The organism is Streptomyces antnestii, from assembly GCF_004005495.1.
Classification (GTDB): Bacteria; Actinomycetota; Actinomycetes; order Streptomycetales; family Streptomycetaceae; genus Streptomyces; species Streptomyces antnestii.
On record NZ_RZYA01000024.1, the window covers coordinates 118,236 to 142,328 of the forward strand.

The 24,093-nt window shown below is 71.2% G+C and carries 26 protein-coding genes; 12 read left to right on the top strand and 14 right to left on the bottom strand.

The features are described from left to right. The first annotated feature begins 201 nt into the window (after positions 1-201). The gene (locus tag EOT10_RS34770) at positions 202-1,080 is read left to right on the top strand and encodes an alpha/beta fold hydrolase (protein WP_127832370.1); all 879 of its coding nucleotides are present in this window, start codon (positions 202-204) and stop codon (positions 1,078-1,080) included. Between the two features lie 19 nt (positions 1,081-1,099). Here EOT10_RS34770 and EOT10_RS34775 read toward each other — a convergent pair whose 3' ends face one another. After that, positions 1,100-2,005, bottom strand: coding sequence for an NYN domain-containing protein (locus EOT10_RS34775; RefSeq protein ID WP_127832371.1), 906 nt, complete (start codon positions 2,003-2,005; stop codon positions 1,100-1,102). A gap of 262 nt (positions 2,006-2,267) precedes the next feature. Between EOT10_RS34775 and EOT10_RS41495 the strand changes: the two genes are divergently transcribed. Beyond that, positions 2,268-2,420 carry a DUF8834 family protein gene (locus tag EOT10_RS41495; RefSeq protein WP_189492462.1) on the top strand — a complete coding sequence of 51 codons (153 nt, stop codon included), beginning with the start codon at positions 2,268-2,270 and terminating at the stop codon, positions 2,418-2,420. 109 nt (positions 2,421-2,529) lie between these two features. Here the strand turns inward: EOT10_RS41495 and EOT10_RS34780 are convergent, their stop codons facing one another. From EOT10_RS34780 to EOT10_RS34790, 3 genes are all read right to left on the bottom strand, one after another. Then, positions 2,530-3,135, bottom strand: a complete 606-nt coding sequence (locus EOT10_RS34780; RefSeq protein WP_127832372.1) for a MarC family protein — start codon at positions 3,133-3,135, stop codon at positions 2,530-2,532. A gap of 123 nt (positions 3,136-3,258) precedes the next feature. Further along, the gene (locus tag EOT10_RS34785) at positions 3,259-4,122 is read right to left on the bottom strand and encodes a PHP domain-containing protein (RefSeq protein WP_127832373.1); all 864 of its coding nucleotides are present in this window, start codon (positions 4,120-4,122) and stop codon (positions 3,259-3,261) included. Positions 4,123-4,256: 134 nt separating this feature from the next. Then, entirely contained in the window at positions 4,257-4,895 is a 639-nt protein-coding gene (locus EOT10_RS34790; protein ID WP_127832374.1) for a DUF6758 family protein, read from the bottom strand. 182 nt (positions 4,896-5,077) lie between these two features. Here EOT10_RS34790 and EOT10_RS34795 point away from each other — a divergent pair, with 182 nt between their 5' ends. Beyond that, positions 5,078-6,349, top strand: a complete 1,272-nt coding sequence (locus EOT10_RS34795) for an MFS transporter (RefSeq protein WP_127832375.1) — start codon at positions 5,078-5,080, stop codon at positions 6,347-6,349. 23 nt (positions 6,350-6,372) lie between these two features. Here the strand turns inward: EOT10_RS34795 and EOT10_RS34800 are convergent, their stop codons facing one another. Further along, positions 6,373-6,978 carry a suppressor of fused domain protein gene (locus EOT10_RS34800; protein WP_127832376.1) on the bottom strand — a complete coding sequence of 202 codons (606 nt, stop codon included), beginning with the start codon at positions 6,976-6,978 and terminating at the stop codon, positions 6,373-6,375. Between the two features lie 460 nt (positions 6,979-7,438). On the opposite strand from EOT10_RS34800, the gene EOT10_RS34805 reads away from it, so the two are divergent. Both EOT10_RS34805 and EOT10_RS34810 read left to right on the top strand, forming a co-directional pair. Continuing rightward, on the top strand, positions 7,439-8,557 hold the full coding sequence (locus tag EOT10_RS34805; RefSeq protein WP_127832377.1) for a magnesium and cobalt transport protein CorA: 1,119 nt from the start codon (positions 7,439-7,441) through the stop codon (positions 8,555-8,557). 169 nt (positions 8,558-8,726) lie between these two features. After that, entirely contained in the window at positions 8,727-9,242 is a 516-nt protein-coding gene (locus EOT10_RS34810) for a hypothetical protein (RefSeq protein ID WP_127832378.1), read from the top strand. A gap of 263 nt (positions 9,243-9,505) precedes the next feature. Here the strand turns inward: EOT10_RS34810 and EOT10_RS34815 are convergent, their stop codons facing one another. Next, positions 9,506-10,264, bottom strand: a complete 759-nt coding sequence (locus tag EOT10_RS34815; protein WP_431313356.1) for a hypothetical protein — start codon at positions 10,262-10,264, stop codon at positions 9,506-9,508. A 177-nt stretch (positions 10,265-10,441) separates the two neighbouring features. On the opposite strand from EOT10_RS34815, the gene EOT10_RS34820 reads away from it, so the two are divergent. From EOT10_RS34820 to EOT10_RS34830, 3 genes are read left to right on the top strand one after another with little or no spacing between them, the layout of a single operon-like run. Further along, positions 10,442-11,728: a magnesium transporter MgtE N-terminal domain-containing protein gene (locus EOT10_RS34820; protein WP_127832379.1), complete on the top strand. Its 1,287-nt coding sequence runs from the start codon at positions 10,442-10,444 to the stop codon at positions 11,726-11,728. Further along, positions 11,715-12,302, top strand: coding sequence for a DUF1003 domain-containing protein (locus EOT10_RS34825; protein WP_127832380.1), 588 nt, complete (start codon positions 11,715-11,717; stop codon positions 12,300-12,302). The genes EOT10_RS34820 and EOT10_RS34825 overlap by 14 nt, the downstream gene beginning before the upstream one ends. A gap of 43 nt (positions 12,303-12,345) precedes the next feature. After that, a complete protein-coding gene (locus tag EOT10_RS34830) occupies positions 12,346-13,479 on the top strand; it encodes an Mrp/NBP35 family ATP-binding protein (protein ID WP_127832381.1) in 1,134 nt (377 codons plus the stop codon). Between the two features lie 242 nt (positions 13,480-13,721). Here the strand turns inward: EOT10_RS34830 and EOT10_RS34835 are convergent, their stop codons facing one another. The 5 genes from EOT10_RS34835 to sigE form a co-directional block, all read right to left on the bottom strand. Further along, positions 13,722-14,387: a hypothetical protein gene (locus tag EOT10_RS34835; protein WP_189492465.1), complete on the bottom strand. Its 666-nt coding sequence runs from the start codon at positions 14,385-14,387 to the stop codon at positions 13,722-13,724. 224 nt (positions 14,388-14,611) lie between these two features. After that, positions 14,612-15,046, bottom strand: a complete 435-nt coding sequence (locus EOT10_RS34840; protein WP_127832382.1) for a sec-independent translocase — start codon at positions 15,044-15,046, stop codon at positions 14,612-14,614. Positions 15,047-15,303: 257 nt separating this feature from the next. Beyond that, complete coding sequence (locus EOT10_RS34845; protein WP_127832383.1) at positions 15,304-17,331, bottom strand: trypsin-like peptidase domain-containing protein; 2,028 nt, start codon at positions 17,329-17,331, stop codon at positions 15,304-15,306. Between the two features lie 400 nt (positions 17,332-17,731). After that, positions 17,732-18,703 carry a zf-HC2 domain-containing protein gene (locus EOT10_RS34850; RefSeq protein ID WP_127832384.1) on the bottom strand — a complete coding sequence of 324 codons (972 nt, stop codon included), beginning with the start codon at positions 18,701-18,703 and terminating at the stop codon, positions 17,732-17,734. Further along, positions 18,700-19,473, bottom strand: a complete 774-nt coding sequence (gene sigE, locus EOT10_RS34855; protein WP_189492482.1) for an RNA polymerase sigma factor SigE — start codon at positions 19,471-19,473, stop codon at positions 18,700-18,702. Before sigE ends, EOT10_RS34850 begins: the two co-directional genes overlap by 4 nt. 148 nt (positions 19,474-19,621) lie before the next feature. Between sigE and EOT10_RS34860 the strand changes: the two genes are divergently transcribed. Next, positions 19,622-20,320, top strand: coding sequence for an O-methyltransferase (locus EOT10_RS34860; protein ID WP_116510313.1), 699 nt, complete (start codon positions 19,622-19,624; stop codon positions 20,318-20,320). Positions 20,321-20,436: 116 nt separating this feature from the next. On the opposite strand, the gene EOT10_RS34865 is transcribed toward EOT10_RS34860, so the two are convergent. Then, a complete protein-coding gene (locus EOT10_RS34865) occupies positions 20,437-20,604 on the bottom strand; it encodes a DUF3117 domain-containing protein (RefSeq protein ID WP_003966491.1) in 168 nt (55 codons plus the stop codon). A 312-nt stretch (positions 20,605-20,916) separates the two neighbouring features. Between EOT10_RS34865 and chcB the strand changes: the two genes are divergently transcribed. Continuing rightward, the gene (gene chcB, locus EOT10_RS34870) at positions 20,917-21,720 is read left to right on the top strand and encodes a 2-cyclohexenylcarbonyl CoA isomerase (protein WP_127832386.1); all 804 of its coding nucleotides are present in this window, start codon (positions 20,917-20,919) and stop codon (positions 21,718-21,720) included. A gap of 100 nt (positions 21,721-21,820) precedes the next feature. Here chcB and EOT10_RS34875 read toward each other — a convergent pair whose 3' ends face one another. Beyond that, positions 21,821-22,405, bottom strand: coding sequence for a DNA-3-methyladenine glycosylase I (locus tag EOT10_RS34875; RefSeq protein ID WP_127832401.1), 585 nt, complete (start codon positions 22,403-22,405; stop codon positions 21,821-21,823). Positions 22,406-22,455: 50 nt separating this feature from the next. Further along, on the bottom strand, positions 22,456-22,875 hold the full coding sequence (locus tag EOT10_RS34880; RefSeq protein WP_127832387.1) for a DivIVA domain-containing protein: 420 nt from the start codon (positions 22,873-22,875) through the stop codon (positions 22,456-22,458). A 152-nt stretch (positions 22,876-23,027) separates the two neighbouring features. Between EOT10_RS34880 and folP the strand changes: the two genes are divergently transcribed. Together folP and EOT10_RS42705 are read left to right on the top strand one after the other, a co-directional pair. Next, a complete protein-coding gene (gene folP / locus EOT10_RS34885) occupies positions 23,028-23,888 on the top strand; it encodes a dihydropteroate synthase (protein ID WP_127832388.1) in 861 nt (286 codons plus the stop codon). Between the two features lie 53 nt (positions 23,889-23,941). After that, complete coding sequence (locus tag EOT10_RS42705) at positions 23,942-24,067, top strand: hypothetical protein (RefSeq protein ID WP_262985463.1); 126 nt, start codon at positions 23,942-23,944, stop codon at positions 24,065-24,067. Positions 24,068-24,093 lie beyond the last annotated feature (26 nt).

Here is a 24,093-nt window from a genome sequence, read left to right on the forward strand (position 1 = left end):
GGAGGGGACGTGGCGGGATGTGCGCGCGGAGCCACGTGGGGGAGCGCTCGGGCTTCATGTGCTCGCGCCGGAACCCATAGAACAGCGAGCACGTACATCCCGCCGCGTCCCCGCACTCCCCTCACGGAGCGCACGCCCCACCGAGCCGCACGGAGCGCCCCTCCGAATGACCTCCGTCCACGCTGCCGTTAGCCTCGTCGCATGAGTCGGCCTTCCGTGTTCGTTCCGCCTCCCGGCGCCGTCGCGCACGCGCTGAGTACCGCGCGCGGCGACTTCGCCGCCATCAGTGCCGGGCCGCGGGACGCCGCGCACACCGGCACCGCGCTCCTGCTGCCCGGGTTCACCGGCAGCAAGGAGGACTTCATCGCCCTGCATGTGCCCCTCGCCGCCGCCGGATACCGGACCGTCGCCGTAGACGGCCGCGGCCAGTACGAGTCGCGAGGGCCGCGCGACGACGAATCCCCTTACGCACAGCGTGAGTTGGCGCGCGACGTGCTAGCGCAGGCACTCGCCGTGGACGACGGTACGCCGCTGCATCTGGTGGGACATTCGCTCGGTGGCCAGATCGCCCGGGCCGCCGTCCTGATCGACGCGGCCCCGTTCGCCTCACTCACGCTGATGTCCTCGGGCCCGGCGCAGATCTCGCCGTCGCAGCAGGAGCGCGTCAAGCTGCTGCGGGACGCGCTCACCGTGCTCGACATGGCGCAGGTGTGGGACGCGATGCAGGCCCTGGACGCGCCGGAGGAGACGGACACCCCGAGCCCGGGCGCGGACAACGCGGACGCACTGCGGCACCGCTGGCTGCTCAACAGCCCGGCCCAGCTCATCGCCACCGGCCGTCAGCTGTGCACGGAGCCCGACCTGGTCGACGAGCTGGCGGCCGTCCGGCTGCCCAAGCACGTGCTGTCGGGCGAGCGCGACGACACCTGGCCGGTGCAGCTCCTGGACTCCATGGCCGTACGTCTCTCGGCCCGCAGGACCGTCATCGCGGGCGCCGAGCACTCCCCCAACACGGACCGCCCCGAGGAGACCGCGACGGCCCTGGCCGCGTTCTGGGACCTGCACCCACCGGTGATCTAGGCCCCCCGCCGCCCTAGCACTAGTACTGGGCCTGGAGGTGACTCCAGAAGCCGTCTCTCAACGCCCGGCGCAGATCCGACTGCCCGCGCAGCGAGTACTGCAGCAGCCCCTCCGCCTCGACGAGGAGGTCCTGGTCGACGGGACCGGGCAGGTACGGGTGGCCCGGGAGCAGGTCGACCAGTGACTCCCTACCCCGGGCGGCCAGCCACTTCGCGGCGACCTGCGCGCCGACGAAGCGCACGTCCTCGCGCGAGGGTCGGGTCGTGCCCGCGTTCTCGAACGTCGGCCCGGCGCTGCGCCGGGACACGTACGGCTTGAAGAACGCCAGGTCGAACGTGCGCTGGCTGTCGACCTCCCAGAGGAGCGCCTCCGCTTGGTTGCGGCCTTCGGGCGCTTCGATGCCCCACAGGTGGACGCGCGCGCCGTACCCCTGTGCGGCCTCGACCGCGGAGACGAGGTCCTCGTCCCCGCCGATGAGCGCCGCGTCGCTGATGGCGCGGTGCCGGGCGAGGGACTCGAGGTCCGTGCGGATCAGGGAGTCGACGCCCTTCTGCTGGTTGTTCGCGTTGAGGTTGCCGAGCCTGACCTTGACGTCGGGCAGTTCGGCGATGGACTGCTGCTCGTTCGTGTGGATGCGGCGCCGGGCGCCGTCGTACCAGTACACGCGCAGCAGCCGGCTGTCCGCGAAGATCGTGCGGGCCCGGTCGATGAGCGCGTCGACGATCCCTTCGGCGTCCAGGTCGAAGGATCTGCGGTCCTCGGTCCCCGCGACGAGGCGGCCGGCGGCGGCGTAGAGGTATCCGGCGTCCACGAAGATCGCGTGGGTGGACGGCGTCTTGGCCACTTCGGCGAGCATGCGCGTGAGCAGCTCGTTCGTACGGTCGAGCTCCGCGCGGATGGCCGTCAGGTCGTCGTTCACGTTCATAGGTGACCCATTGTCCCGGCCGTCACGCTGCGAACACAACCGCTCCCGCTACCCACGGGTAATTAGTCTCGCGAAAAATTTCCTTAGCGTAGGGAATGTTTGCTGGGGGCAACTCGTTGACCACTACAGAACGCGGGGCACTGGAGCCACGCAATCCACTCTTAACGGTCAGGCAACCGCCTGGCCGTACGGCGGGCCAAGACTGTTGTCCCGCACCAGTAGTTCTCCTCCAGGAGGATGACCAGACGAAGGGAGAAGCCATATGCGCTTCGAAATCATGCGACTCGACGACGTCGACGGAATCGCCGTCGACACCACCGTCGTGGACGCCGCCTCCGTCAACCGGATCGTTCAGCAGGCGGCCTCCATCGGCCAGCGCCTCTACATCCGCCCGGCCGAGTCGCCTGCTTCGTAACGCGAAGACGACTCCCGATACACCGTACGTAATCGATTAACACGCTTCAGAGCCCCCGTACGAAAGCCGTACGGGGGCTCTTTTGCGTCTACGGCGGGCGGCGCCAGGGTCAGGAGCTCCGGATCACCTGGGTCACGCCGTTGATGATCTGCTGGACGGCGATCGCGGAGAGCATCATGCCCGCGAGGCGCGTCACCAGGACGACGCCGCCGTCCTTGATCACGCGGATGATCAGCAGCGAGTAGCGCATCACGAACCACAGGACGACATGGATGGCGACGATCGCCGTCCAGACCGACATCTGCGTGGCGACGCTGCCCGCCTTCTGCACGGCGAGGATGACGGACACGATCGCGCCGGGGCCCGCGAGCAGCGGCATGCCGAGCGGCACGAGCGCGACGTTGACGTCCTTGGTCTGCTTCGGCTCGTCAGTCTTGCCGGTGAGCAGGTCGAGCGCGATGAGAAGGAGCAGCAGTCCGCCCGCGATCATCAGTGCGGGGACGGAGACATGCAGGTAGTCGAGGATCTGGTGGCCGAGGAGGCCGAAGACCGCGATGACGCCGAAGGCGACGCAGACGGCCTGGAAGGCCATCCGCTTCTGGGTCTTGGCGGGCCGGCCCGCGGTGAGCGCGAGGAAGATCGGGGTGATCCCCGGGGGGTCCATAATCACGAATAGCGTGAGAAAAAGGGATCCGAAGACGGCGAAATCAAACACAGGGTGCCTTGAGAGTGGGGTCCGCGGGGTCATCCGGGACGCGACGTGCGTGGGGGCGCGGTGCGCGGGTGCCCGCACCGAGGTATGGAAGAGGCGGCCCGCCGGATCGCGGCGGGCGCCGGGTCACGCGGTGGTTCCGCCCGCCCCCGGCACGGGAAACGCCCCGGTGGCCCGGCGCGTGATCTCCCCGTAGACGTCGGGGTCGGTGGTGAACTCGCCGAGTACGCAGGTCTTCCGGCTGCCGTGGTAGTCGGAGGAGCCCGTGGCGAGCAGGCCGAGGTCGGCGGCGAGGCCGTGCAGACGGGCGCGCGTGGCCGGGTCGTGGTCCATGTGGTCGGTCTCGATGCCGTCGAGTCCGGCGGCGGCGAGGTCCGCGATCACCGACTCGGGCACGACCTGCCCGCGCTTGACGGCCGCCGGGTGCGCGAAGACGGTGACGCCGCCGGCGGCCTTGACCAGGCGGATCGCGTCGAAGGGGTCGAGCTCGTGCTTGGCGACGTACGCGCGTCCGCCGTCGGCGAGCCAGTCGGGCGTGAAGGCGTCTGAGACGGTGGCGACGACGCCGAGCTCGACGAGCGCCTCCGCGACGTGCGGGCGGCCGACGGAGCCGTCACCGGCGATGCGGGCGACCTGCTCCCAGGTCACGTGCACACCGAGGTCGTTGAGCTTGGCGACCATGCCCCGGGCGCGCGGCACCCGGTCGTCCCGGACGAGTTCGCGCTCGCGCAGCAGCTCGGGCTCGTCGGGGTCGAAGAGGTAGGCCAGCATGTGCAGGCCCACGCCGTCTAGGCGGCAGGAGAGTTCGGCGCCGGTGATGAGCGTGAGTCCGGCCGGGAGTGCGGCGACGGCCTCCGCGTGACCGCGGCTCGTGTCGTGGTCCGTGAGGGCGACGACGTCCAGACCGGCCGCGGCGGCGTTACGGACCAGCTCCGTCGGGGTGTCCGTGCCGTCGGAAGCGGTGGAGTGGGTGTGCAGATCGATGCGCACGCGCGTACTCCAGGCTCTGGCGGAACGGAAGGGGACGCTCAAGGGTAACGGGGATCGCGGGTATCCCCGTCATCGCCGTTTCCCTGAATGACTCCTTACGACGGATGACTCCTTACGACTGAGCCGCCGGCCCGTTACGCCAGGATGCGTGGTGACAGGGCCCCGATGGGCAGCAGGTCGAACTCCGCGCCCGCGTCCCGCAGGTCGGTCAGTATCAGCTCGTCGTACATGAGCAGCCCCGTCTGCTCCGGCCAGACGATCGTCCACATCCACAGGCCGCGCGCCTCGCCCGCGAAGACCGCGCGGTCCTCCGGAGTGCCGGTGACGTGCCACATCGGGGTCGGCCGGCCGGCGGCGAGGACCTTGGCCTGGGGCGGCTTCTCCACGTTCAGGTACGGGCCGGGGTCGGGTCCCTCGATGCCCGCGTACCGGGCACCGAGGCCGACGCCGAGCTCCTCCGCGACGATCAGCATCTCCCCCATGCCGCCGAGCGGCCCCGGGCCCGAGCACGCCACCGCGGTGGCCCTGCCGCCCGTGCGGTCGTCGCCCGCGCAGGCCACGCCGGTGAACAGCCACCCGATGGGCAGCGGCCACGGCATCCAGACCGGCACCTGGGCACGGTTCACCACGACGCCGAGCGCCTCGACGCTGGGCGGGATCACGGGCTGCAACGGATGCACCGTCCCGTGCACGTCGCACTGCCAGGAGTCGGAGAAGAGTCCGGGAGCCCTGACCCGGCCACCACACTTCGGGCAACTGGGTTCGCCCCTCATAAGGACCAACGGTCCTCCCCGTCTCCCGGTCCGTCAAGGAAGATCACCCGTTGATCACCCGTCCGAGGGTGTGGCGATGCACCGCCCCACCAGGGAAAAGTAGATGTAACTTGCATTAGTTAGCCGACCTAATTTATTATATGTATACGTCAACGATTTCCGTGCGAAGGTGAGGTGCCGGCATGGGCGGCCACAGCAGTACAGGAGGTCCCGCCGAGGGGGACCCGTTCGACGCGGGGGCGACCGCGGGGGCGACCAGCCTGCTGCGTCAGCCGAAGGCGGTCTGGGCGACCGCCGGGGCATCCGTCGTCGCCTTCATGGGCATCGGCCTCGTGGACCCGATCCTGCCCTCCATCGCCAAGGGCCTCGAGGCGACACCGAGCCAGGTCTCCCTGCTCTTCACCTCGTACTTCCTGATCACCGCCGTCGCGATGCTCGTGACCGGGTTCGTCTCCAGCCGCATCGGCGGCAAGAAGACGCTGCTCGCCGGGCTCGCGCTCGTCGTGGTCTTCGCCGCGCTGGCCGGCACCTCCGGCTCCGTCGGCCAGCTCGTCGGCTTCCGCGCCGGCTGGGGCCTCGGCAACGCGCTGTTCGTCTCGACGGCCCTCGCCGTCATCGTCGGCGCCGCGGCCGGCGGCTCGGCCGCCGCCATCCTGCTGTACGAGTCGGCCCTCGGCCTCGGCATGGCCTGCGGCCCGCTGGTCGGCGCGCTCCTCGGCAACGCCAGCTGGCGCTACCCGTTCTTCGGCACCGCTGCCCTGATGGCGATCGGCTTCCTCTGCATCACGGCGTTCCTGAAGGAACAGCCCAGGCCCGCGAAGAAGACCTCGATCCTCGACCCGATCAAGGCGCTCGGCCACGGCGGGCTCGCCTCGGCCGCGGTCTCGGCCTTCTTCTACAACTACACGTTCTTCACGATCCTGGCCTTCACGCCGTTCGTCCTGAACATGACCCCGTACAAGTCGGGCGGTGTCTTCTTCGCCTGGGGTGTGCTGCTCGCGTTCTTCTCGGTGATCGTCGCCCCGCGCATGCAGGCCCGCTTCGGATCGCTCAAGGTGCTCGGCGGCTCGCTGATCCTGCTCGCCGCCGACGTCCTCGTCCTCGGTTACGGCAGCCACACCGCCGCCATCGTGTGCACGATCCTGTCGGGCGCCTTCATCGGCGTGAACAACACCGTCTACACGGAGCTGGCCCTCGGCGTCTCCGACGCCCCGCGTCCGGTGGCCTCCGCCGGCTACAACTTCGTCCGGTGGTTCGCCGCCGCGGCCGCCCCGTTCCTGGCGCCGAAGATCGAGGAGTGGAGCACTATACACATCCCGTTCGTGGTCGCCGCGGTCACGGCCGTGCTCGGCGCCGTGGTGGTCTGGGTGCGCAGGAACGCGCTCACCCACGAGGCCGAGGAACTGGAGCCGCGGCACGCGAGCGAGGACGGCGTCTCGGCCTTCGCGAACTGACCCCTACCGGCCCCTACTGGCCCCTACTGATCCAGGGACACGGACCTGCGCAGCGGATCGCGCAGGTCCGTTCCGCTGTTCAGCCACTTCTCCTCAAGGGCGGCGGCCCCGTGCACCCGCTTCCACGCCGCCTCGTTCTGCGTCATCGGCAGGAGCGGCAGGAACCGTACGGGATCCATCGGGTCGTCCAGTTCCAGGTCTTCGACGAGGCCGCCGGACGCCGTGACGAGCACCGAGGTGAACGGGGCGCCGGGCCACAGGGGTTCGCCCACGTCGAGCGAGGCGCCCGGGGCCACGACGACGCCCTCGACCTGCGGCGAGGCGGCGAGCACGGCGAGCGGGCGCAGCACCTTGTCGGTGTCGGCGCGGCCGGCGCGCACCGAGAGGACGAGTTCCGCGCGGGGCCCCGCGACCGGGTCCGCGAGCGCGGACGTCGGGTCCGCCATGGGGGCCGCGGACATGCCGAGGGTCGCGTATCTGACGACGGCGCCGTTCTTCTCGTCCGTCTCGTCGGTGAAGCGCAGCACCTCGATGCGGTCGGTGCCGAGGAACGTCACCGCGGCGCGCGCGTCCGGTTCACCGAGGGCCGTACGCAGGCGGGCCTCGACCAGAGCAAGAACATCTCCCATGCCGCGAGCATAGAACTCGCATCCGACGGGTAAAGGATGGGCTCGCTTCTTCAGTCGGCTGATACTCTTGGCCGCTGGTAGGGGCAGCACGCCGAGCGTCGCTTTCGAGCCCCTGACCTACATGCGTCCCCTGCGAGGGATGAGACGTCGTCCCTCACGGGGGACCGGCTGGAGGAGGTGGGGCTGCAATGGACCGAAGTCGACCGTGCAGTACCACCCGCTCTTCCGGCCACTGAGCCGCGATTCCCGGCTTTCCGCGCACGCTCGAGTCTGTCTGCGCACCACGGAAGAGCACTTCGTTTCCGCCTGATCTGAATCAGTAGCGAAGCCGCCACCGTGCCGGTGCGGCGCTCCCCGCTTTGTGGACGTGCACCCAGGATCCGCAGTCAGGACGTCCTCATTCCGGTTAGCGCCGACCCAGATGGCCACCGGCGGCTCCCGCCCGCGAAGGAGCCTGCCCATGTCGATGATCCGTGACCTGCGTGCCGCCGTCCGCCCCGCGACCCGCGAGACCGTCAGCGCGTCAGCCGCCCCGTACGACACCACCCGTGACCCGTCCACGTCGACGGCCGTCGTCGACTGTGCCGTCTACCGCGACGGCGCCCGCGTCCGCGACGACGACTGCCTGACGCCCGGCGGCGCCATCCTCAAGGCGCGCCGCGACGGCGGCTTCGCCTGGATCGGCCTGCACGAGCCGACCGAGTCCGAATTCGCCGGTATCGCGGCCGAGTTCGGGCTCCACCCGCTCGCCGTCGAGGACGCCGTCCACGCCCACCAGCGCCCGAAGCTGGAGCGCTACGACGACACCCTGTTCACCGTCTTCAAGACCATCCACTACGTGGAGCACGCCGAACTCACCGACACCAGCGAGGTCGTGGAGACCGGCGAGGTGATGTGCTTCACCGGGCGGGACTTCTTCATCACCGTCCGGCACGGCGGGCAGGGCTCGCTGCGGGCGCTGCGCCACCGGCTCCAGGACGACCCCGAACTGCTCGCCAAGGGCCCGTCGGCCGTGCTGCACGCCATCGCGGACCATGTCGTCGACGGCTATCTCGCCGTCGCCGACGCGATGCAGGACGACATCGACGAGGTCGAGACGGATGTCTTCTCGCAGACCGGCAAGGGCGCTCCGCGGGGCACCGACGCGGGTCGGATCTACCAGCTCAAGCGCGAAGTCCTGGAGTTCAAGCGGGCGGTGACACCTCTCCAGCGGCCCATGCAGCTGCTCAGCGAGCGCCCGATGCGGCTGGTCGACCCGGACATCCAGAAGTACTTCCGGGACGTCGCCGACCACCTCGCGCGCGTGCAGGAGCAGGTCGTCGGCTTCGACGAACTGCTCAACTCCATCCTCCAGGCCAACCTCGCGCAGGCGTCCGTCGCGCAGAACGAGGACATGCGGAAGATCACCGCCTGGGCCGCGATCATCGCCGTACCGACGATGGTGACCGGCGTGTACGGGATGAACTTCGAGCACATGCCGGAGCTGCACTGGCGGTTCGGCTATCCGCTGGTCCTGGCCGTCACCGTGGGCGCGTGTTTCGCGATCCACCGCACCCTGAAGCGGAACGGCTGGCTCTGACCGGCCCGACGGCCGCCCTGAACGGCCCGACGGTCGCTCCCAACGGCCCGGCCGGTCACTCCGAACGCCTGACGGTCGCTCCGAACGGCCCGACAGCCACTCCGAACGGCCCGACGGTCGCTCCGAACGGCCCGACAGCGCTCTGAATGGCCCGGCTACGCTTGCGCCCATGACGGAACAGCTGCTCGACCAGGCCCTCGTCGAGGAGGCCACGAAGAAGTCCGGCCTCATCTGGGTACGGGGGGCCGTGGGCCCGGAGCGCGCCCTGTGGCACGTGTGGCACGAGGGCGCGGCGCACCTCGTCGGTGACGGGCCCGGCGAGCAGCCGCTGCCCGGACTCACGGACGGCGGGGCGGCGACCGTCACAGTGCGCAGCAAGGACAAGGGCGGGCGCATCGTGGGCTGGACGGCCACGGTCGCCGAACTCGCGCCGCACTCCGACGCGTGGGAGGCGGCGGTCGCCGAGCTGAAGGGCAAGCGCCTGAACGCGCCGGACGGCGAGGCGATGCCGGAGCGCTGGGCGACCGAGTGCCGGGTGCTCCGCCTGGAGCCGACGGGGGCCATGGTGGCGTCGTCGTCGGAGTCGGCGGCGGCCGCGCCGCTCCCGACCCCGGCCACCACCCGCCGCGAGGCCCCGGCGGCCCTGCCCCGGCTGCTGCTGCGCGGCAAGCGCCGCCGGAAGTAGGCCGGGGGCGACCCCCTGTCATTGCGGACGCGGGGCCGAACCAGTACAGCCCTCATGGAGCGAGGGGACCCAGCCTCTCCCACCCCACCCCGGCCATGAGCAAGGGGGGCGAGGGGGCGCAGCCCCCTCACTCTTCTCCCCGCCGCCACGGCGCCCGGCCGCGACGGCGCTGACCGGCGTTGCCGAGCCCACCGCAAGCCCGCCCGGGGATCGAAAGGGGCCGCCCCCTTTCAACACCCCCTCAAGACCCCGCTCAAGGCCCCTCAAGACTCCGGCAGCTGCGCCCCGTAGTCCACCGTCTCGGATCCCGCCGGTTCGCGGAGCGTGAAGTCCTTGCCCCAGTCGCTGAGTTGGAGCGTGCCCGCGCCGCCCGCGCGCTCCAGGCGCAACGGGTACGGGCTGCCTTCGAGGGAGACGTCGAGCGTGCCGCCGGCCCCCTTGTCGCCGGTGAGTTCGACCGTGCGCAGCCCGCCCGCGGAGCCCCGGTCACCCTTCGCCACCTTGCCGTGCAGCGTGAGCAGGCCGTCCAGGAGCGCGCCCTTGACGGTGAAGCCGCTCAGACGTTTGTAGGCCGGGTCGCCCACCGGCACCTTGACGTACTTGCCGTCGAGCTTGTCCGCGGCGGCCGCCGTGCCCGCCTGCGACGTGGCGCCCGAGCCCTTGGCGTCCTGGTGCGTCCAGAAGCCCGCGTCGGCCTTCAGGAACAGGTGTTCGCTGACCCGCAGCAGCTGGAAGGTGCGGCCCGCCGTGGTCACGGACCCCGTGCCGCCCTCGTCCTTGAGCCGCATGTCGATCTTGTACGAGTGCCCGTTGCTGACCACCGTGCCGGAGAGCCGGACGGCCTTGGCGCCCTGCGCGGCCTTGACGGTGCGGCTCTGGATCTTCGGGGCGGTCAGCTTGCCGAGGCCGTTCGTGCCCGCGTCCGGATCCTCGCCACCGCCGCACGCCGAGAGCCCGACACACATCAGTCCCACCAGGGCGATTCCACGGGTTCGGCGGCGGGCCAGGGGAAGTACGGTCACGGCGCGCGCTACCTCTCGTACGACGGCTTGCTCGGCGGCAGAACGGCAGCGTACCCGGGCCGCCGGGGCGGAACGGAGCCAGTCCGTCCGGACGCAGCGCAAAGGCGCACGCGACCAGGACGGGCTAGCCTGAAACACACCTTCAGGACGAATGCGGATGTAAAGGAGGCGCGGCGCATGGCGGCAGGCGCCCCCCGGATCTTCGTCTCGCATCTCGCCGGCATCGCCGTCTTCGACCCCAACGGCGACATGGTGGGCCGTGTGCGCGATCTCGTCGCCATGCTCCGCGTCAGCCGCCGCCCGCCCCGGCTGCTCGGCCTCGTCGTCGAACTGTCCACTCGGCGCCGGATCTTCCTGCCCATGACGCGCGTGACCGGCATCGAGTCCGGCCAGGTCATCACCACCGGCGTCCTGAACGTGCGGCGCTTCGAACAGCGGCCCACCGAACGGCTCGTCCTCGGCGAGATGCTCGACCGGCGCGTGCGACTCGTCGGGTCCGACGAGGAAGTGACGGTCCTGGACGTCTCCATCCAGCAGTTGCCGGCCCGCCGGGACTGGGAGATCGACCGCGTGTTCGTCCGCAGGGGCAAGCCGGGTGGCACCTTCCGCCGCGCCAAGGGCGAGACGCTGACCGTCGAGTGGTCGGCCGTCGACGGGTTCTCGCTGGAGGAGCACGGGCAGGGCGCCGAGAACCTGCTCGCCACGTTCGAGCAGCTGCGCCCGGCCGACCTCGCCAACGTCCTGCACCACCTCTCGTCCAAGCGCCGCGCGGAGGTCGCGTCCGCCCTCACGAACGAGCGGCTCGCGGACGTCCTCGAAGAGCTCCCCGAGGACGACCAGATCGAGATCCTCGGCAAGCTCAAGGAGGAGCGCGCGGCCGACGTCCTGGAGGAGATGGACCCGGACGACGCCGCCGACCTGCTAGGCGAGCTGCCCGAGGACGACAAGGAGCGCCTGCTCGCGCTGATGCAGCCCTCGGACGCGGCCGACGTGCGGCGCCTGATGGCGTACGAGGACAAGACCGCGGGCGGTCTGATGACGACCGAGCCGATCGTGCTGCGGCCCGACGCGACCGTCGCCGACGCGCTGGCCCGGGTCCGTAACCCCGACCTCTCCCCCTCGCTCGCCGCACAGGTGTACGTGTGCCGGCCGCCGGACGAGACGCCCACCGGCAAGTACCTCGGCACCGTGCACTTCCAGCGGCTGCTGCGCGACCCCCCGTACACCCTCGTCTCGTCCATGCTCGACGACGCTCTGCAGCCCCTGGCCCCGGACGCGGCGCTGCCCGTGGTCGCCGGGTTCTTCGCCACGTACGACATGGTGGCGGCGCCCGTGGTCGACGAGAGCGGTTCGCTGCTCGGGGCGGTCACCGTGGACGACGTCCTCGACCACATGCTGCCGGAGGACTGGCGCGAGCAGGAGTTCCACCTCGCGAACGGGGAGGTGGCCCATGGCGCCGGGTGAGCGCGAGCGGGACGGCCGCCCCGAGCCGCCGCGGCCGCCGCGCTTCCGGCTCGACCTGCCGCGCCCCCCGCGCCGCAAACTGCTGCCCGAATACGACCCGGAGGCCTTCGGGCGCCTGTCGGAGCGGATCGCCCGGTTCCTGGGGACGGGCCGGTTCATCGTCTGGATGACGGTGATCATCATCGCGTGGGTGGTGTGGAACGTCTCCGCGCCCGTGCACCTGCGCTTCGACCAGTACCCGTTCATCTTCCTGACCTTGATGCTCTCCCTCCAGGCCTCGTACGCCGCTCCGCTCATCCTGCTCGCGCAGAACCGGCAGGACGACCGGGACAAGGTCAACCTCGAACAGGACCGCAAGCAGAACGAGCGCTCGATCGCCGACACCGAATATCTCAGCCGCGAGGTCGCCGCCCTGCGGATCGGCCTCGGCGAGGTCGCCACCCGCGACTGGATCCGCTCGGAGCTCCAGGACCTGCTGAAAGAGCTGGAGGACCACCGCGTCACCTTCCCCACGCACTCCTCCGTCCGCTCCTCCCCGGACTCCGGCCACGGACGTGACATAGACGACCGCTGACAGGGCTTTCCGGACCACGGTTACCGCGCCGTACTATCGGCGTATGGCTACGGAAGACGCGGTGCGCGAAGCACTGGCGACGGTGAACGACCCCGAGATCGGACGACCCATCACCGAGCTGGGGATGGTCAAATCGGTGGAGATCGGGGCGGATGGCGCGGTCGCGGTCACCGTGTACCTCACTGTCTCCGGCTGCCCCATGCGCGAGACCATCACGAAGCGCGTGACCGACGCGGTCGCGGCCGTCGAGGGCGTCACGCGCGTCGACGTCACGCTGGACGTGATGGGCGACGAGCAGCGCAAGGAGCTGGCCGCGGCGCTGCGCGGCGGCACGGCCGAGCGCGAGGTGCCCTTCGCCAAGCCCGGCTCGCTGACCCGCGTGTACGCGGTGGCGTCCGGCAAGGGCGGCGTCGGCAAGTCCTCGGTGACGGTGAACCTGGCGGCCGCGATGGCCGCCGACGGACTGAAGGTCGGCGTCGTCGACGCCGACATCTACGGCCACAGCGTCCCGCGCATGCTGGGCGCCGACGGCCGGCCCACGCAGGTCGAGAACATGATCATGCCGCCGTCGGCGAACGGCGTGAAGGTCATCTCGATCGGCATGTTCACGCCGGGCAACGCGCCGGTCGTGTGGCGCGGCCCGATGCTGCACCGCGCGCTCCAGCAGTTCCTCGCCGACGTGTTCTGGGGCGACCTGGACGTCCTGCTCCTCGACCTGCCGCCGGGCACGGGCGACATCGCGATCTCCATCGCGCAGCTCGTCCCGAACGCGGAGATCCTCGTCGTGACGACGCCCCAGCAGGCGGCGGCCGAGGTCGCCGAGCGGGCCGGTTCCATCGCCGTACAGACCCACCAGAAGATCGTGGGCGTCGTCGAGAACATGGCGGGCCTGCCGTGCCCGCACTGCGACGAGATGGTCGACGTGTTCGGCACGGGCGGCGGCGAGCGCGTCGCCGAGGGCCTCACGCGGGCGACCGGCGCGACCGTCCCGGTCCTCGGCTCGATCCCGATCGACGTCCGCCTGCGCGAGGGCGGCGACGAGGGCAAGCCGGTGGTCCTGACCGACCCCGACTCCCCCGCGGGCGCGGCGCTGCGCGCCATCGCCGGCAAGCTCGGCGGCCGCCAGCGCGGCCTGTCGGGCATGTCCCTGGGCATCACGCCGCGCAACAAGTTCTGAGGCCTACCGAGGTCTCTCGCTCCGTGAGACAGAGCGCCCCGCCAGGGGCGCGGGGAACTGCGCACCCAGCCACGAACCGGCCCGCAGCAAACTCCCGCCCCGAAAGGGGCGCGGGGAACTGCGCGACCAGCCCGACACGGCCCGCAGCCAAGTCCCGCGCCCCGACAACCCCCAAATAAGGGGCGCGGGGAACTGCGCAAAAACACCACTCAGGCCCGCACCCGATTCCCGCCCCCCGTGGGCTACGCGTACGCGCCGATGTCCTTGATCATCGAGAATCCGAGCCCGTACGCGCTCATCCCGCGCCCGTACGCCCCCAGGTGCACACCCTCCTGCGTCGATCCGGCGAGCACCCAGCCGAACTCCGACTCGCGGTAGTGGAACGGCGTCGGGACGCCGTCCACCGGCAGGGACAGGCTCGTCCAGTCCTCGCCGTCGAGGTCGTCCGCGAGGGTCCACGCCGTCTCGGTCTGCTGGTCCAGCCAGTTCTCGCGCAGGGTGTGGTCCATCTGCGCGGGCCAGGTGACCGTGAGCAGGCCGACCCCGGCGAGCCAGGCGGCGGACGAGACCGACGTCGCCTCCAGGACACCCGTACCGTCGGCGCTGCGCCGCACGGGGCTGGCCGCCACGGTCACGACGACCGTGAACCGCTCCTTGTCGTCCTTCGCCCCGCGCCCTTCGCTGCGCACGATGGGCCCGTCGCCGTGCCCGATGGAACCGTGCTCCACAGCGCCGTCCGCCGAGGTACCGACCTGCGTCAGCCAACGCGGCCCCGTGAACGCCTCGTCGAGGCCGTACCACGGGAAGGGCGCCAGCAGGTAGCCGTCGACCGTGCGCCGGGTTGTGGGGACCTCGGAGGCCCCGTCCGTCACGGGCGCCTGCGCGCCTACCCGACTCGTCGTCTCCATGTACCCGGCCGCCTCCTCGCTCCAGTCGGACCGTGACGGCCCGCCCCCCTCGGGCGTCCGCGCCGCCGATCCGCGCAACAACAAGGCAGGATGCCACACCCGCCCACCGGACCCGCCCTTCCCGCACGTCTCCCAGGCGGGTCGCCGTCCGGCGGGGGTTGACGGTTGAGGGTTCAGGGAGCTGGGCAGTAGTCAGACCGCGAAGTGGTCAATCCGCGAAGCCGTCAGGTCGCGTCGGAGTCGAACGGCGGGTGGTCGTCGGCCGCCGGCTTCTCGGGCCTCTTCTGCATGTCGATCTTGGCGGGAGCCGACCCGGACGCCGCGGACGACGACTCGTCCGTGCTCTGCACGGCCTCCGTGACCTCGGCCATCTCCTTCTTCAGGTCGAAGCCGTTACGGATCTCCTTGAGCCCGAGCTCGTCGTTGTCCAGCTGCTTGCGGATGAAGTTCTTCGGGTTCAGGTCCTCGAACTCGAAGTCCTTGAACTCCGGACCCAGTTCCTCACGGATGTCCCGCTTCGCACTGTCCGAGAACTCCCGGATCTTCCGGATCGTGCGCGTCACGTCCTGGATGACCTTCGGCAGCTTGTCCGGGCCGAAGACGAGCACACCGAGGACGACGAGCGTCAGCAGCTCGGGCAGGCCTATGTCGTTGAACACCTTGCGCTCCTAGCGTGTCCTCAGGCCCGCAGCTGATCTCTGTGGCAGGTCTTCCGGGTTCCGGACCGGGTCCACGGTACCCGGCGATGCTGTCCGTCCGGTAGCCACTGGGCTACGTCTCGGATCACCTGTCGCGCAAGCGCTTGCCATACGGGCCCCGCCAGAGTCCCGTCAGCGCCCCGCCAGGGCCCCGCCTGAGCCGCGTCAGGGCCCGCCGAAGGTCGCGGCGGGCCCTGACGGGCAGCGGTTCTGTACGGTCAGCTGCCGTCCGCGGAGCCGAGGACGAGGGTCACCTCGCGCTCCTTGCCGCCCCGTTCCACCGTCAGGGCCAGGCGGTCGTCGGGCCGGTGGGCCCGGATCCTGACGATGAGTTCCTCGGCGGAGTGGACCGGCACGCCGTCGACGGCGGTGACGATGTCGCGGGCCTTGATCCCAGCCTTGTCGCCCGGGCCGCCCGGATTCACCGGGGAGCCGCCGTTGCCGCCCTTCGCGGCGACACGCGCCCCGTCACCCGAGTAGCCCATGTCGAGTGTGACGCCGATCACCGGGTGGGTGGCCCGGCCGGTGTTGATCAGCTCCTCGGCCACGCGCTTGGCCTGGTTGACCGGGATGGCAAAGCCGAGGCCGATCGAACCGGCCTGAGCGCCCTCCAGGTCCGAACCGCTGTCGGCGGACCGGATCGCGCTGTTGATGCCGATGACGCGAGCCTTCGAATCGACCAGCGGTCCGCCCGAGTTGCCCGGGTTTATGGGTGCGTCGGTCTGAAGCGCGTCGACGTAGCTGATGTCGCTGCCGTCACCCTTCTCGCCGCCGGCCGTGATGGGCCGCTCCTTGGCGCTGATGATGCCGGAGGTCACGGTGTTGGCCAGGTCGAAGGGGGCGCCGATGGCCACGACGGGGTCGCCGACCTGCACGTTCTCCGAGTTGCCGAGGGCGAGGGGCCTGAGGCCCCGCACGCCGGTGACCTTGACGACCGCGAGGTCGTAACCGGAGTCGCGGCCGATCACCTCCGCCTTGGCGGTCTGGCCTCCGCTGAACGTGACCGTTATGGCGCCGTTGCTGCCGGCCGGTTCGACGACGTGGTTGTTGGTGAGGATGTGGCCCTTGGCGTCGAGGACGAAGCCGGTTCCGGTGCCCTGGGCGTCGGAACCGCTGACGTGGATCGTGACGACGCTCGGCAGGGCGCGGGCGGCGATTCCGGCCACGCTGCCGGGGGCACGCTTCGTCGACTCGGGGCCGGCCTGCGGCAGTTCCACGTCGGCGGACGCACCGTCACGTTCGAGGTACGTGCCGACGAGCCCGCCGATCCCGCCGGCGACGAGGGCGACCACGACGGTCCAGACGACGAGCAGCCGACGCCCCCGCTTGTTCCCGTCCCGCCGACGGGGCGCGGGCGCTGCCCAGGGGTCGTACCGCTGCCAGGGCCCTCCGGGCGGGGGCGGGTTGAACGGGTTGCCACCAGGACCCGCCTCGGCCCCGGCCCCGGCCCCGGGGTGCGACGTTCCGTGAGCTTCGGCACTCCCTGCCAGGTGCGGACCCGGAAGGGTCTGGGGCTGGGTCTGGGGCTGGGTCTGGGGCTGGGGTTGAGGCGCGGGCTGCGGGTGGCTCGCCATGGGGTACGGGCCGACCGGCGGTATGGGACTACCGGCGTACGGCGGTGGCAGCGGCGTGCCGTGGGCCGCGGACGGCATGGCGGTGCCCTGCGCGGGAGTCGCGGCGGCCGGATGCTGGACCGGCGGCGCGGGCGCCCAGGGGCCGGGCTCACCGTACGGCGGTGTGCCGTAGGGGTCAGGGTCATGGATGGGCCGCGGCCGCTCCGGAGCGACGGGGGCGACGTGCGCAACGCTCACGGGCTCACCACCGGCAACGGCCGCCCGCTCCCCCGACGCGGCATCAGCAACGGGCTCAACGGCCCCCGCCACCGCCCCGTCGGCAACCACTTCAGGCGCGACGACACCATCCGCACCGGCCGCAGACGCGGACACAAACGCCGAAGCCGAAGCCGAAGCCGACGCAGGCTCGGGCTCAGCCAATTCGAAGTCCCCGTCATCACGCGGCTCGCGCGGTTCATCCCGCGATGCGTCGCGCAGCCCGGCGCGCGCGCCATGGCCCGCGTCATCACGCGCCTCGAAGCCTCCGTCACCGCGCGGATCGCTCGACGGCTCGTCGCGCGCCGCCGACCCGGCGTCGTCGCCCGCCCCGAATTCCCCGTCACCGCGCGGAGCGCCCCCGTCGGGGCGGGGGCGGCTCCACCACTTCGCCTTTGTGGGCTTCCCCTCGTCCATGTCCCGCCGCTCTCCCCACACCTGGCCCGCGGCAACGACCCGCGGGCAGCCTCTCGGCGATCGCCCCGTTCGGCTCGCCCGTCGGCGTCGCGCCCCGGGATCATCCGGACGGCGCGGCCGCTCACCCAGGATTCAACCAGGTTCACGGACCGGCGCGCAGAGGGCAGTCCAGCCCGACGGAAGCCCCGGGCACACAGAGCGGAGGTCAGCCGACGCCCGCCCCGCCGACGCAGAGAGCAGGTCACGCCTCCACACACAAAGAGCACAGGGCAGAGGGCATGGGGCCCATCAGCCGGCAGAGCCCCCACACACAGCACGCAGCACGCGGCGCCCAAGCCACCCGGCCGACACCCCAGGCCGCCGCCCAGCGAACAAGTCAGCAGGTCAGCAGGTCAGCAAGTCAGCGGGCGGAAGCCCTGGGCGCTCCCGACTGCGGTGTCGCCGGAGCCGCCGCGACGCTGGACCCGGGGCTTCCGGCACCGGGGCCGAAAGTCGTATTGGCGCCGGGAAGCGGCAACGCGGGGACGGATGCGGCGGGGCGTATCAGCGGAGAGAGCGTCGCCGTGCCGCGCAGCAGCGGAGTCGCCAGCGGGTACACGGCGCTCTGCGCGCCCGGCTCCGTGGCCGCTCCGGACAGCAGGGGCGCCCCCGAGCCCATGGCGGCGACCGGCGCGTTCAGCGGGGTGCCCGTGCGTCGGCCGAGCATCGGCGAGACGTTCCGGCGGCGCTGGGCCTCGGCCGACGTGGCGACGCCGGTGCTCTGGCTACGCAGTGGTGTCGCGTTGCTGCCGGAGCCGGCACCGCGGCCGTCACCGCCCGTGTCGGCGGGAACACCCGTGGAGACTCCGCCGAGCGCGATCGCGGCCAGCGACACCGCGCCGGCCGCGGCGAACGCGAAACGGCGCCCGCGGGAGGCCGAGCGGTCACTGTCGCCGCGGCCGACCTCGTGGATACGGAAGCCGCGCTCCGCGGCGGGCGCGCTGGGGAGCATCGCTTCGTGGGCGCGCGACGGGGCGTAGCCGAAGGGCTCGGGGTCTACTCCGAAGACCCCGTTCCCGAAGCCTCTGCCGCCGAGTCCTCCCCCGCCGAACGGGGTGCCACCGCCGTCTCTGTCGTCACCTCCCCCGGGGAGTCCCTGGAGGCGGGCCAGGAAGCTCTCCGTGGGGGGCGGCGGTGCCGAGTCGGCGAAGACACTCTTCAGGCGCCGCTGTGCGTCGGCCTCGGCCTTGCACTTCGGGCAGGTGGCGAGATGGGCGAGTCCCCGCTCACGGGCGTCATGCCCCAGCTCACCGTCGACGAGGGCGGCGAGCCGGTCTCCGAGGTGATGCTCGGACAGGTGCCGCCCGGCGGGGTCCGGACGTGATCCACTCACGCGGTCGCGCCCCCTCCTCCGAGCGCCGGAACGCCCGTGGCCGCGAGCGAGCGACGCTCGGCGCGGGCTTCGGGCGACCGGTGCTGCAGGGCCTTGCGCAACTGGGAGCGGCCACGGTGGATCCGGCTGCGGACCGTGCCGAGCTTGACGCCCAGGGTCGCGGCGATCTCCTCGTAGCTGAGGCCCTCGATGTCGCAGAGGACGACGGCGGCGCGGAATTCGGGGGCGAGGGTGTCGAGCGCCTGCTGGACGTCCGCGTCGAAGTGCGTGTCGTGGAAGACCTGCTGCGGCGACGGCTCGCGGCTGGGCAGGCGCTCCGCCGCGTCGTCCCCGAGGGCGTCGAAGCGGATGCGCTGCTTGCGGCGCACCATGTCGAGGAAGAGGTTCGTGGTGATGCGGTGCAGCCAGCCCTCGAAGGTGCCGGGCGTGTACGTCGACAGCGAGCGGAAGACGCGGACGAAGACTTCCTGAGTGAGGTCTTCGGCGTCGTGCTGGTTGCCCGTCAGTCGGTAGGCGAGCCGGTAGACCCGGCCACTGTGCGTGCTGACGATCTCCTCCCAGGTCGGGGGAGTCCACGCCTGTGAGTCCGCATCTGCGGCAAAGGTCGCGGTCTGCGCGGAGCGAGTGGCGTAGGAATGGTCAGCGGTGTCGGTCACGGATTTCGGCTCACCCGCCGACCTGAGAAAGCGCCGTAGCACTCCTCCCCGATCCACAGGCGCAGCCGCACCTCCCCTGTCGGCTCTGGTGGTGTCCAGCGGAGCCCCTACCATAGCCACCTCGCCCGTTAGCTCCGGATAAGCGCTTTTACCGAGATTTGCCACGGGGCGTCCGGCGCCCCGTTTCCTCTGTCGATCCACCGGCCACCCCCGCGCTCGTTCCCAACGCTGTTTTCCCCCGCCCTCCTAAACGCCCGGTCCCATCTGCGAGTTCCCGCCACCAACGGATACAGTCACGCGCAGGCAACCACGGGGACAGGAGAGGGCCATTACCGGCAACCGGCAGACGAGCTGGGCGTTCGCCGACGCCTTTGTCGCCGAGGACGACGCGCTGCGCTGGGCCCGTGACCGGGCCCGTGAGGCCGGCACCCGCCCGGTGTCACCCGGCGCGGGCGCCGCGCTGCGGATGCTCGCCGCCACCGTGGGCGCCAAGGCGGTGGCCGAGATCGGCACGGGGACCGGGGTGTCCGGAATCCATCTGCTGCACGGCATGCGCCCCGACGGCGTCCTGACCACGGTGGATCCGGAGCCGGAGCGGCAGCAGTTCGCCCGGCAGGCGTTCCGCGCCGCAGGATTCGCGAGCAACCGGGCGCGTTTCATCCCCGGACGGGCCCTGGACGTACTGCCGCGGCTCGCGGACAGCGGGTACGACCTCGTCTTCTGCGACGGCGACCGCACCGAGTGCCTGGACTACCTCGCTGAATCGTTGCGCCTGCTGCGACCGGGCGGGCTCGTCTGTTTCGAGGGTGTCTTCGCGGACGGCCGGACGGTCGATTCGGGTCCCCAGCCGGTGGAGGTCCTGCGGATGCGGGAGCTGCTGCGGGCGGTGCGGGAGGCACAGGACCTGGTGCCCTCGCTGCTTCCGGTCGGCGACGGCCTGCTCTGCGCCGTCAAGCGCTGACGCCCGCCCCAGCCGCTTACGGGACCCACAAAAAACCTACTCTGACCTGCGCATATACGACTGCCCCGGCACCGCTTGCGGTGCCGGGGCAGTCGACAGGTATGGTCGCTTCCGCGTCAGCCGACGACCTTCTTGAGGGCATCGCCGAGTGCATCGGCCTCGTCCGGAGTCAGCTCGACGACAAGCCGACCGCCGCCTTCGAGCGGAACGCGCATGACGATGCCCCGCCCCTCCTTGGTCACCTCGAGCGGGCCGTCGCCCGTCCGCGGCTTCATGGCCGCCATGCTCGTTCCCCTTCCTGAAACCAGCTCATCGCAGCCGACAACCCAGGTGTCACCGGCATCGAACACATTGCTTCTTGGCCATTATCCCGCATCGCGGGACCCGATGACCAACTTCGGTCCGCATCGCTTGCACAACCCGCTTGAGCAAAACCACTCAATTCGGCGATGTGGCTGCGATACTGCGCCGCCTTCACGACCCCTCAGGGACGTATTTCTTTGACGCAGGTCACATGCGTGGCCCCCGCCTCGGACCGTGATCTCCGTCATGCTGGGCACTGACGACGACGGAGCCGTACGAGTTGGAGGGGATCCATGGCCGACAGCGTTCTCTACGAGGTGAGCGACGGGCTCGCGACCATCACGCTGAACCGCCCCGAGGCGATGAACGCGATGAACACGGAGTCCAAGGTCGCCTTCCGGGACGCGGCGCGGGCGGCCGCGGCGGACGGTGCGGTACGGGCCGTGCTGCTCACCGCCGCCGGCGACCGGGCGTTCTGCGTCGGCCAGGATCTGAAGGAACACGTCGGCTCCCTGATGGCCGACCGTGAGGCCGGCACCGGCAACACCATGAGCACCGTGCGCGAGCACTACAACCCGATCCTGCGGGCCCTGACGCAGATGCCCAAGCCCGTCGTGGCCGCGGTCAACGGCGTGGCCGCGGGGGCCGGCTTCGGCTTCGCGCTCGCCGCCGACTACCGGATCGTCGCGGACTCGGCGTCCTTCAACACCTCGTTCGCGGGTGTCGCGCTGACCGCCGACTCGGGCGTCTCCTGGACGCTGCCGCGCGTCGTGGGCCCCGGGCGCGCCGCCGACCTGCTGCTGTTCCCGCGCTCGGTGAAGGCGCAGGAGGCGTACGAGCTGGGGATCGCGAACCGGGTCGTGCCCGCGGCCGAACTGGCGGAGGAGGCGCGGAAGCTGGCGCGTTCGCTGGCCGAGGGCCCGACGCTCGCGTACGCGGCCCTGAAGGAGTCGCTGGCCTTCGCGGCGGGTCACACGCTGGACGAGTCCCTCGACAAGGAGGACGAACTCCAGGCACGGGCGGGCGCGTCGGAGGACCACGCGATCGCGGTGCAGGCGTTCATCGCCAAGGAGAAGCCGAAGTACCTGGGCCGGTAGGTGAAGTTCCTGGGCCAGGAGGTGCAGTATCTGGGCCAGTAGGAGAAGTACCTGGGCCGGTCGCCGTGTGTGGGGCCCGGGGCGCGCCTGAGGCCCGTTCTCAGCGCTCCCGGGCGACGCAGTCCACCAGATGGTCGTTGACCAGGCCGCAGGCCTGCATCAGGGCGTAGGCGGTGGTCGGGCCGACGAAGCGCAAGCCCTCTTTCTTGAGCGCCTTGGACAGGGCCGTCGACTCGTCCGTGATCGCGGGTACGTCGCCGAGGACGCGCGGCGCGGGGCGGCCCGCCGGGTCCGGGGCGTGCGACCAGATGAGGGAGTCGAGCTCGCCCTCGGGCCAGTCGGCGAGCACGCGCGCGTTGACCAGGGTCGCGTCGATCTTGGCGCGGTTGCGGATGATGCCCGGGTCGGCGAGGAGCCGCTCGCGGTCGGTGTCCGTGAACGCGGCCACGTCGGAGATCTTGAAGCCGGCGAACGCGGCGCGGAAGCCCTCGCGGCGGCGCAGGATCGTGATCCAGGACAGGCCCGACTGGAACGCCTCCAGGGAGACCCGCTCGAACAGCGCGTCGTCGCCGTGGACGGGCCGGCCCCACTCCTCGTCGTGGTACGCCACGTATTCCTCGGCGGACAGGCCCCACGGGCAGCGCAGCGCCCCGTCGGGGCCGGGCACGGCGCCACCGGCGATCACGGCGCTCGCGTCGTTCACCGGGCTCTCGGCGCTCGCGGTGCTCTCGGCGCTCACTGGCCCTCCTCCCCGCGGTGCCGTCCGAACGCGGGTCCTTCGTGATGTCTTTCGTGAGGTCCTTCGTGAAGTCCTTCGTGAGGTCCTTCGTGATGTCCCTCGTGGCGGGGCTGCGCCCGCGCGCCTGACAGGGCGGTCTCCAGGTCGGCGATCCGCCGGTCCCGCTCGGCGAGCTCGGCGCCGAGCCGCCCGAGGGCGTCGTCCACCTCCGCCATGCGGTAGCCGCGCAGCGCGACGGGCAGTCGCAGGGCCTCGATGTCGGCGCGGCCGACGGGCCGGTCCTGGGGCAGCGGGTCGGCGAACTGCTCGGCCGGCGCCTCCGGGAGTGTCCCGCTCTCGCCGCCGCCGAGCACGGCGAGGGTCACCGCGCCGACGACCACGACGAGCGCGACGACCAGAAACAAGAACATGACCATCTTCGCTGTCCCCTGGCTCGAAGCCCGGATCCGGTCCCGATTCCCGGTCCGGAAACTGTCTGCTCCGATCGTGCCATGCGGGTGTGACAGTTAAGGTCGCAGGCGACCGGTCGACCAGGTTTCACGTACAGCCGCAAGGAGAGTCACAGGGGATGCTCAGGCTTGGCCCGCGCGAGTTCGGCGCACACGAGCCGGTGATCATGGCGATCGTGAACCGGACCCCCGACTCGTTCTACGACCAGGGTTCGACCTTCCAGGACGAGCCGGCCCTCACCCGCGTCGAACAGGCCGTGGCGGAGGGCGCCGCGATCATCGACATCGGCGGGGTCAAGGCGGGTCCGGGGGCTGAGGTGAGCGCGCAGGAGGAGGCGCGCCGCACGGTCGGCTTCGTCGCCGAGGTGCGCCGCCGTTTCCCGGACGTCGTGATCAGTGTCGACACCTGGCGGCACGACGTCGGCGAGGCGGTCTGCGAGGCGGGCGCCGACGTCCTCAACGACGCGTGGGGCGGCGTCGACCCGAAGCTCGCGGAGGTCGCGGCGCGTTACGGGAAGGGCCTCGTGTGCACGCACGCAGGCGGCGCCGAGCCGCGGACGCGTCCGCACCGGGTGACGTACGACGACGTGATGGCGGACATCCTCGACGTGACGGTGGGGCTCGCCGAGCGGGCCGTGGCCCTGGGTGTGCCGCGCGAGTCGGTGCTCATCGATCCGGGGCACGACTTCGGCAAGAACACCCGGCACAGCCTGGAGGCGACGCGCAGGCTGGGCGAGATGGTGGAGACGGGCTGGCCGGTCCTGGTCTCCCTGTCGAACAAGGACTTCGTCGGCGAGACGCTCGACAAGCCGGTCAAGGAACGGGTGATCGGGACGCTGGCGACGACGGCGGTGTCGGCGTGGCTGGGTGCGCAGGTGTACCGGGTCCACGAGGTCGCCGAAACGCGTCAGGTGCTCGACATGGTGGCGACGATCGCCGGCCACCGGCCCCCGGCGGTCGCCCGCCGCGGACTGGCCTGACGCCTCCCACACACACCCGAGGCCGGAGGTCGACGCAGCCGCCCCCGAAGCCGGTGAGGCCGCCCACGGCCGAGCAGTGCCAGGGCGGCCCGAAGAAGGGGCCGCGGCAGGTGCTCGACATGGTGGCCACCATCGTCGGCCACCGGCCACCCGCGGTCGCCCGCCGCGGACTGGCCTAACGCCCGCACCCACCCGAGGCCGGAGG

Coding starts and splice junctions, on each gene's coding strand:
- EOT10_RS34770 (WP_127832370.1), top strand. CDS start 202: ATGAGTCGGCCTTCCGTGTTCGTTCCGCCTCCCGGCGCCGTCGCGCAC.
- EOT10_RS34775 (WP_127832371.1), bottom strand. CDS start 2,005: ATGAACGTGAACGACGACCTGACGGCCATCCGCGCGGAGCTCGACCGT.
- EOT10_RS41495 (WP_189492462.1), top strand. CDS start 2,268: ATGCGCTTCGAAATCATGCGACTCGACGACGTCGACGGAATCGCCGTC.
- EOT10_RS34790 (WP_127832374.1), bottom strand. CDS start 4,895: ATGAGGGGCGAACCCAGTTGCCCGAAGTGTGGTGGCCGGGTCAGGGCT.
- EOT10_RS34795 (WP_127832375.1), top strand. CDS start 5,078: ATGGGCGGCCACAGCAGTACAGGAGGTCCCGCCGAGGGGGACCCGTTC.
- EOT10_RS34800 (WP_127832376.1), bottom strand. CDS start 6,978: ATGGGAGATGTTCTTGCTCTGGTCGAGGCCCGCCTGCGTACGGCCCTC.
- EOT10_RS34805 (WP_127832377.1), top strand. CDS start 7,439: ATGTCGATGATCCGTGACCTGCGTGCCGCCGTCCGCCCCGCGACCCGC.
- EOT10_RS34810 (WP_127832378.1), top strand. CDS start 8,727: ATGACGGAACAGCTGCTCGACCAGGCCCTCGTCGAGGAGGCCACGAAG.
- EOT10_RS34820 (WP_127832379.1), top strand. CDS start 10,442: ATGGCGGCAGGCGCCCCCCGGATCTTCGTCTCGCATCTCGCCGGCATC.
- EOT10_RS34825 (WP_127832380.1), top strand. CDS start 11,715: ATGGCGCCGGGTGAGCGCGAGCGGGACGGCCGCCCCGAGCCGCCGCGG.
- EOT10_RS34830 (WP_127832381.1), top strand. CDS start 12,346: ATGGCTACGGAAGACGCGGTGCGCGAAGCACTGGCGACGGTGAACGAC.
- EOT10_RS34835 (WP_189492465.1), bottom strand. CDS start 14,387: ATGGAGACGACGAGTCGGGTAGGCGCGCAGGCGCCCGTGACGGACGGG.
- EOT10_RS34845 (WP_127832383.1), bottom strand. CDS start 17,331: ATGGACGAGGGGAAGCCCACAAAGGCGAAGTGGTGGAGCCGCCCCCGC.
- sigE (WP_189492482.1), bottom strand. CDS start 19,473: ATGGTAGGGGCTCCGCTGGACACCACCAGAGCCGACAGGGGAGGTGCG.
- EOT10_RS34865 (WP_003966491.1), bottom strand. CDS start 20,604: ATGGCGGCCATGAAGCCGCGGACGGGCGACGGCCCGCTCGAGGTGACC.
- chcB (WP_127832386.1), top strand. CDS start 20,917: ATGGCCGACAGCGTTCTCTACGAGGTGAGCGACGGGCTCGCGACCATC.
- EOT10_RS34880 (WP_127832387.1), bottom strand. CDS start 22,875: ATGGTCATGTTCTTGTTTCTGGTCGTCGCGCTCGTCGTGGTCGTCGGC.
- folP (WP_127832388.1), top strand. CDS start 23,028: ATGCTCAGGCTTGGCCCGCGCGAGTTCGGCGCACACGAGCCGGTGATC.